Here is an 8,133-nt window from a genome sequence, read left to right on the forward strand (position 1 = left end):
AAGTGATTCTTTCTTACGTGGGCTTTTAATAGGCACACGCAAGGGAGATCGCTTTCATCGTTTTAATGGGGAAGTTGTGCAAGCTGATTGGAATGCTGCGAGAAACGTGCTTGCAAGATTAAACGACTCTGAGATAAGTCGTTATACGCCTTACAAGACTGTAAAGCGCATATTGCAAGAACGGACTGACCGCTATAAGTCGGAACTGACCGACTCAGGCTCTAGTTACACGCTTGGCAACAAGACATTAACAGAGTGCGAATTAGTCCTTGACTATGTTTGACTACATTTTAAGGAACAGCGAATAAGATGAGCAGGATTTACAGCGTATTGGCTGGCATGGTGGTGCTTTGCAGCGTGACTTTAAGCGGGTGCAGCAAAGATACTGCTGCAGCATAACAGGAAGTTCCCTTTGTCATGGTGGCGACACCCACCACTTCACAGCATGAATTAAAAAGTTATGCCGGTGATGTGCAGGCACGCCAGCAAACGGCGCTGGCATTTCGGGTCGCTGGGCAGGTGACCCAGCGCTTCGCTGATGTGGGTGACCAGGTCAAAGCCGGGCAAGTCCTGGCAACTCTGGATGTCAAAGATGCCCAGCTGCAGCTGAATGCAGCACGTGCCCAGCTGGAAAGCGCGCAGTCTGCTACTAAGATTGCTCAGGATGAATTACAACGTTTCAAGCAGTTATTGCCATCCAATGCCGTGAGCCGCTCACAATATGACGCGATCGAAAACCAGTACAAGACCGCCCTATCAAATCTGAAACAGGCACAATCCAACTACGATACCGCTAAAAACCAGACTGCTTATAACCAGCTGATTGCCACCAGAAACGGCGTGATCACTGCACGCAATATAGAAACAGGACAGGTGGTGGCTGCCGGGCAGGCGGCGTATGAACTGGCGATTGCCGGTGAGCGTGAAGTGGTAATTGGCGTACCGGAACAGGCTATTTCGGAGATCAAGGTTGGACAGGCAGCTACAGTGACATTATGGTCCAAACCTGAAGAGAAATTTGCCGCTTTTGTCCGCGAGATTTCACCAGCAGCGGACCAGTCGCGTACCTTTCGGGTTAAAGTTTCCTTACGTGAAGGCAATGGTCAGATCCAGCTGGGGCAAAGTGCCCGGGTATTTTTTCAGCACAGCCGCGACAATATGCTCAGTGTGCCGCTATCCAGTGTCTCGGCAACGGATCAGCAGGCTTATGTGATGGTGGTCCAGCCGGATCATACCTTGCGTAAAGTTCCGGTTCAGCTCGGTGCCTATGGCCGGGACAGTGTTCCTGTACTCAGTGGCCTCAAGCCGGAAGATTATGTAGTGATTGGCGGCGTACATCTGCTGCGTAACCAGCAAAAAATCAATCCGATTGATCGTGAAAACCGTCGTGTGACCATTCAGGCAGGGAGTTAAGCATGAACTTTAACCTGTCGGAATGGGCCTTAAAAAATAAAGGTCTGGTGCTGTATTTTATGATCCTGCTGGGTCTGATCGGCATCGTCTCTTATTCCCAACTGTCACAAAGTGAAGATCCGCCTTTTACTTTTAAAGTCATGGTGATCCAGACCTATTGGCCGGGTGCCAGTGCCAAAGAAGTATCCCTACAGGTCACTGACCGGATTGAAAAGGAACTGATGACCACGGGACAGTATGACCGCATCATGGCCTATTCACGTCCGGGTGAATCCATGGTGACTTTTGTTGCCAAGGATTCTCTGGCTTCGAAAGATGTCGCGGATGTCTGGTATAACGTGCGCAAGAAAGTGGGCGATATCCGGCATGAATTGCCACAAGGAGTACAAGGGCCGTTCTTTAATGATGAATTCGGCGATACCTTTGGCAATATTTATGTGCTCAAGGGTAAAGATTTTGACTATGCGACCCTCAAGGAATACGCCGACCGCTTACAGCTGCAACTGCAACGGGTCAAAGATGTCGCCAAAGTTGAACTGATTGGCCTGCAAGACCAGAAAATCTGGATTGAGATTTCCAATACCAAGGCCATTCAGCTGGGCGTTCCAGTTATGGCGATTCAGCAAGCCTTGCAACAGCAAAATGCCACCATCCAGTCCGGTTTTTTTGAAACCGGTTCAGACCGGATTCAGGTGCGGGTCAGTGGTGCATTAAACAGTGTGGAAGAATTAAGACAGATGCCGCTGCTGGTCAATGGCAAAACTATTCAGTTGGGAGATGTCGCATCTATCGTGGCTTTAGTGATCCGGCACAGCCTCGAATGCGCTTTATGGGTGAAAACGGCATTGGTATTGCTGTGTCCATGCGCAAGGGTGGGGACATCATTGCCTTGGGTAAAAATTTGGAACAGGAATTCGCCCGCCTGCAAAAAGCCCTGCCACTCGGCATGGAGCTGCAAAAAGTCTCCGACCAGCCGGTGGCAGTCAAACGCAGTATTAACGAATTTATGAAAGTGCTGGCAGAAGCGGTGATTATCGTATTGCTGGTCAGTTTTTTCTCGCTCGGTTTCCGGACTGGTCTGGTGGTGGCTTTCTCCATTCCGCTGGTGCTGGCCATGACTTTCGCCGGTATGCAGCTGTTTGATGTCGGACTGCATAAAATTTCCTTGGGGGCCCTGATTCTGGCCCTCGGTCTGCTAGTCGATGATGCCATTATCGCGATTGAAATGATGGCGATTAAAATGGAGCAGGGTTATAGCCGTTTGCAGGCAGCCGGACATGCCTGGCACACCACCGCTTTTCCCATGCTGACCGGGACCCTGATTACTGCTGCCGGTTTCCTGCCGATTGCCACAGCGGCCTCGAGTACCGGGGAATATACCCGTTCGATTTTCCAGGTGGTAACCATCGCATTGCTGGTGTCCTGGATTGCCGCGGTACTGTTTGTCCCATACTTAGGCGATAAACTTTTACCGGATTTCAACAAAGACTTGATACAAAAAGCGCCGTGGTATCAGCGCCTTTGGGCGCGTTTGCGCAAGCAGCCCGAACCTCAGCCGGTCGTGCATCATGCCGGCGAACAGCATGATCCTTATCAAACCCGGTTTTATCAAGGTTTTCGCCGTTGGGTAAATACCTGTGTGACCTATCGTAAGACCGTGATTACAGCAACGGTAGGAATTTTTATTCTCTCCATTTTAATGTTTAAGCTGGTGCCACAGCAATTTTTCCCGCCCTCGAATCGGGCTGAAATTCTGGTGGATCTCAAGCTCGAAGAAGGCGCCTCTCTGAAAGCCACCGAAGCTGCGGTGAAAAAAGTTGAAGCCTTTTTGTCGAAACAGCAGGGCATTGATAACTATGTGGCCTATGTCGGAATTGGTTCTCCGCGTTTCTATTTACCGCTGGATCAGCAGTTGCCGCAAACCAGTTTTGCCCAGTTTGTAGTGCTGGCATCCTCTTTAGAGGATCGAAATGAAATCCGTAAATCCTTAAGTGATCAGATTCGAAAGTTATTGCCAGAAGTGCGTACCCGGGTGTCCTTGCTGGAAAATGGCCCACCTGTGGGTTATCCACTGCAGTTCAGGGTATCGGGTGAAGACCTAGGATTAGTCCGTGAATGGGCGCAGAAAGTTGCAGCCACCGTGGGAGAAAATCCGAATACCACCAATGTACATCTGGACTGGGGGGAGCCGAGCAAAGTCATCAAACTGGAGATCGATCAGGATCGTGCCCGTCAGTTGGGCGTGACTAGCAGTGAGCTGGCCAATGTGCTGAACAGCTCGATTTTGGGGGCCGGCATTGATCAGTATCGGGAAAAGCGTGAACTGATTGAAATCCGTTTACGTGGTGCGCAGGCTGAACGCGTTGATGTCGCTTCTTTAAGCAGTCTGGCGATACCGACGTCACGTGGTACTTCGGTACCGTTGGCACAGCTTGCCAACATTGAATATAGCTTTGAAGAAGGCTTGATCTGGCATCGGAATCGTTTACCGACCATCACAGTGCGTGCCGATATTCGCACGGCCTTACAGCCGGCCACTGTGGTGAATGAATTACACGATTCACTGCACCAACTTCGAGCTGAGTTGCCGAATGGCTATCTGCTGCAAGTGGGCGGCACGGTCGAAGAATCCGCGCGTGGACAGAACTCGGTCAATGCTGGCATGCCTTTATTCCTGGCGGTAGTGATGACCCTGTTAATGATTCAGCTCAAGAGCATCTCACGGGCCTTTATTGTATTCCTGACCGCACCTTTGGGCATTATCGGAGTGGTGTTATTCCTGTTAATTTTCAATAAACCTTTCGGTTTTGTGGCCATGCTCGGGACGATTGCGCTTTCTGGAATGATCATGCGAAATTCCCTGATTCTGATTGACCAGATCGAGCAGGATATTCAGGCCGGAGAATCCCCATGGGATGCCATTATCAATGCCACAGTCCGCCGTTGTCGCCCGATTGTCTTGACCGCATTGGCCGCAGTTTTAGCCATGATTCCCTTGTCTCGCAGTATTTTTTTCGGGCCGATGGCAGTGGCCATTATGGGCGGTTTAATTGTGGCAACACTTCTGACCCTGTTTTTCCTGCCTGCACTATATGCACAGTGGTTTAAAGTGAAAAAAGTTTAAATTCTGTTTAAAATTGTCATAATTTCAGGTGCGAAATTTTGAAATTTTCAATATAGTAGCACCTGAGATTTTTATAATTCAAAAAATAAAAAATTGCTGTTTTGGCCTTACTGCCAGGGCAGTAATGAGGTTGAACCAGACATGACTCCAGTGACATTAACCAAGATGCGACGTTCCGTAGCCGTGGCCTATGTCTTCATGTTTTTGGCCTTATTTACCGTATTTAGCGGGGTATTTGCTTACTGGTTCGCACGTAAAGTCACCCAGGTTGATTATGCTGAAGTCTGGTTACAGGCACAGGCACTGTGGATCATGCGTAATATCGTGATTTATACCATTTTGGCGCTCTTCGCTGCATTGTGGTTTATTCCATTGTTTTTCTTTGCCTGGGACAGCCACTTATGGGTCAAAGCCTGTGTGGTGACCGGGGTGATTTTCAGCTTTATTGCCTTTATTTTTCTGCTCAATGCCTGGTTTAAAGGCTTCTATAAATTCTCTCAAAACAAAGCTGTGTTCTAAAACACATAACTTTTTTCATATTTCCCCTTGTAAAATCAGGTTTGAACCCAATTTTAGACCTCAGTTGAATATTAACAAAATTCCGTGAGGAGCATCGCCAGACATGGCTAAACGTGATTATTATGAGGTTTTAGGCGTCGCTAAAACCGCTAGTGATGATGAAATCAAAAAAGCCTACCGCAAGTTGGCGATGAAATATCATCCAGACCGTAACCCGGACAATGCTGAAGCTGAAGAGAAATTCAAAGAAGCTGCAGAAGCTTACGAAGTGCTCTCTGATGGTGAAAAGCGCAGCATGTATGACCGTATGGGCCATCAGGCCTTTGAAGGTGGTATGGGCGGTGGTGGCGGCTTCGGCGGTGGTTTCAGCGCAGAAGATATTTTCAGCCAGTTCGGTGATATTTTCGGTGGTGCTTTTGGTGGCGGCGGTGGTCGTGGCCAGCAACGTGCACGCCGTGGTTCCGACTTACGCTATGTGATGGAATTGACTCTGGAAGAAGCGGTCAAAGGTGTCAAGAAAACCATTACTTTTACTGCACCGGCACCGTGTGATGCTTGTGATGGTAAGGGCTCAAAAAATCCAAACGATGTCGAAACCTGCCGTACCTGTCATGGTGCCGGTCAAGTGCGTATGCAGCAAGGTTTCTTCTCGGTACAGCAAACCTGTAGTACCTGTCGCGGTCAGGGCAAGATCATCAAGAACCCATGTAATAAATGTCATGGTTCGGGTGTGTCGGATCGTCAGCAAACCCTGGAAGTCACTATTCCTGCGGGTGTGGACAATGGCGACCGCGTACGTTTGACCGGTAAAGGTGAGGCGATCCGTGATGGTCAGTCAGGTGACTTGTACGTAGAAGTGGTGGTGCGCGAGCACGAAATCTTCCAGCGTGATGGTGCTGACCTATATATGGATGTGCCGGTATCAATTGCCGATGCAGCACTCGGTAAAGAAATCCAGATTCCTACGCTTGATGGCCGTGTCAGCCTGAAAATTCCTGAAGGTACGCAAACGGGTAAACTGTTCCGCTTACGTGGTAAGGGTGTTAAACCGGTACGTACCAGCATGCAAGGTGATTTGCTGTGCCGTATTGTGGTGGAAACTCCAGTGAATTTAACTGCACGTCAACGTGAATTGTTGAAAGAACTGCAAGAAACCATGGATGGTGAAGACAGCAAATCATCACCAAAGAAAAAATCATTCTTTGATCGCTTGTTTGATTAATTGAGTGAAAGTAAAAAAGGACGCTGAGGCGTCCTTTTTTATTATATAGATAAGATACTCTAGATTAGAAGATGCTATTTATTAGTTGATAGGTATCGCTTAAACATAAAAACCGCCTAAAAAGCGGTTTCTGTTCTTATATTTGACTATCTAAGCAAGAATAAACAGTAAAAAAAGCACTTAATAAGTGCTTTTTTTTATCGTTCAAATTTAATTTTAAGTTATTTTCCAAATTGGAAAAATCTTTAGAAAAATAGGATTCAGGTTGTTAAAAATAAATGATTTAATTGCAAAATCTAAAAATGGTACTGAAATTATTGTTTCGTTAATTCCTCTCAATAAAATGCAAAATACACGTCAGGGTTTAAAAAGAATTGAAGTGGGTAAAAGAGTTCTTCTTTCATCTGGAGTTGAGGTAGATTTAAACTTAGATGGCCGTACATTCTATACTTCTCTAAATCAATTATTTAAGCTAAATCATAAAGTTATTTAAAGATAAAATTAAGAAACATCAAATTTTTAGTGGAGATTTTGCCAGTCTATATGACAGTCAAGTTGATCTACATCGTATAGCTTTGATGGAAGTGATTGCCTAACTTCTTAAGCTTGATTAAAATATTTACATTCCATAAGTTGTTTTATGTGGATATGTACCAAGTTATTGAATTATATTATTTTATATAAATATTCATTTTGACCATATAGACATGCTTTTCTATGGACAAAAAATTTGATTTTGTCCAAATCACTTTTTGGCTTGACCATGCTTTTGAAAAATTTTATTGATGAATACGACATTGTATAACAACAGCACAAACCAAGACCTGTTGATAAGTGAGGCGTTACACTATACAATAAAAGTCATTCTGACAGAGTGATTTGCATGATTAAGTCGTTTCGGCATAAAGGATTGAAAAAGTTTTTTGAAACAGGTTCAACCGCAGGCATACAGCCAGCACATGCCAAAAAACTACGCCGTCAATTGTTGGTATTAGATACCTCTACATCACCCTCTGATATGGATGTTCTGGGCTGGAGCTTACACCCACTAACAGGTAAAAACCCTAAAAACCAAGATGTCGAGAAGCATTATTCTGTATCAGTGAATGGAAACTGGCGTTTAACATTTAAGTTTGAAAATGAAGATGCCATTTTAGTTGATTATCAGGATTATCATTAAGAGAGGTGTGCTATGTCACAAATGTTTAACCCCCCACATCCAGCGGAAATTTTGCGAGAAGATATTTTACCATCACTGGCTTTAACCGTAACCGAAGCGGCTAAACAGCTTGGCGTATCCCGTGCGGCATTATCGCGTGTACTCAATGAGAAAGCGGCTATATCACCTGAGATGGCGTTACGTATTGAAGCATGGTTGGGCATTGAACGTGGTGGTCGTGCTGATCTGTGGTTACAGATGCAAGCTAAGTATGATATGTGGCAGGCTCGGGAAAAAGTAAAGAATCGGCCATTGCAAGTGATTCATGCGCCTATTGTTCATGCAATGGCGTAAGCCAAAAAAGAATGCCGAGTTAATCTCGGCTTTTTTCTAACTAATTAATTATTATGTTTTGTAGCAGTTGCTACATAATACAGATAATTAACTACTCATTTTCTTCAAACATCATATGATTTTATTCCACCCAATGATGCCCATATGTTCTTACTTATGGATTGTTGATTTTATATGTACACTTATGAAGTACTTTTATTAATATCAGTGATTTCACTGTTCCTTAAAATGTAGTCAAACATAGTCAAGGACTAATTCGCACTCTGTTAATGTCTTGTTGCCAAACGTGTAACTAGAGCCTGAGTCGGTCAGTTCCGACTTATAGCGATCAGTCCGTTCTTG

5 protein-coding genes and 3 pseudogenes are annotated in these 8,133 nt (G+C 45.6%); all 8 read left to right on the top strand.

The genetic code is table 11. The features are described from left to right. Nucleotides 1-283 (top strand): annotated as a pseudogene (locus FTU82_RS16060) (RNA-guided endonuclease TnpB family protein); the annotation flags it as partial. 26 nt (nucleotides 284-309) lie between these two features. Continuing rightward, nucleotides 310-1,413, top strand: a pseudogene (locus tag FTU82_RS15000) (efflux RND transporter periplasmic adaptor subunit). A gap of 2 nt (nucleotides 1,414-1,415) precedes the next feature. Continuing rightward, nucleotides 1,416-4,537, top strand: a pseudogene (locus FTU82_RS15005) (efflux RND transporter permease subunit). A gap of 141 nt (nucleotides 4,538-4,678) precedes the next feature. Further along, nucleotides 4,679-5,056 carry a hypothetical protein gene (locus tag FTU82_RS15010; protein WP_005104998.1) on the top strand — a complete coding sequence of 126 codons (378 nt, stop codon included), beginning with the start codon at nucleotides 4,679-4,681 and terminating at the stop codon, nucleotides 5,054-5,056. 103 nt (nucleotides 5,057-5,159) lie between these two features. Further along, nucleotides 5,160-6,278, top strand: a complete 1,119-nt coding sequence (gene dnaJ, locus FTU82_RS15015) for a molecular chaperone DnaJ (protein ID WP_180101568.1) — start codon at nucleotides 5,160-5,162, stop codon at nucleotides 6,276-6,278. 265 nt (nucleotides 6,279-6,543) lie between these two features. After that, a complete protein-coding gene (locus FTU82_RS15020; RefSeq protein WP_004647679.1) occupies nucleotides 6,544-6,771 on the top strand; it encodes a hypothetical protein in 228 nt (75 codons plus the stop codon). Between the two features lie 390 nt (nucleotides 6,772-7,161). Next, entirely contained in the window at nucleotides 7,162-7,458 is a 297-nt protein-coding gene (locus tag FTU82_RS15025) for a type II toxin-antitoxin system RelE/ParE family toxin (protein ID WP_180001687.1), read from the top strand. Nucleotides 7,459-7,470: 12 nt separating this feature from the next. Then, nucleotides 7,471-7,791, top strand: coding sequence for a HigA family addiction module antitoxin (locus FTU82_RS15030; RefSeq protein ID WP_180001686.1), 321 nt, complete (start codon nucleotides 7,471-7,473; stop codon nucleotides 7,789-7,791). The last annotated feature ends 342 nt before the right edge of the window (nucleotides 7,792-8,133 follow it).

The organism is Acinetobacter sp. YH12151 (assembly GCF_013418355.1).
Lineage (GTDB): Bacteria > Pseudomonadota > Gammaproteobacteria > Pseudomonadales > Moraxellaceae > Acinetobacter > Acinetobacter pseudolwoffii.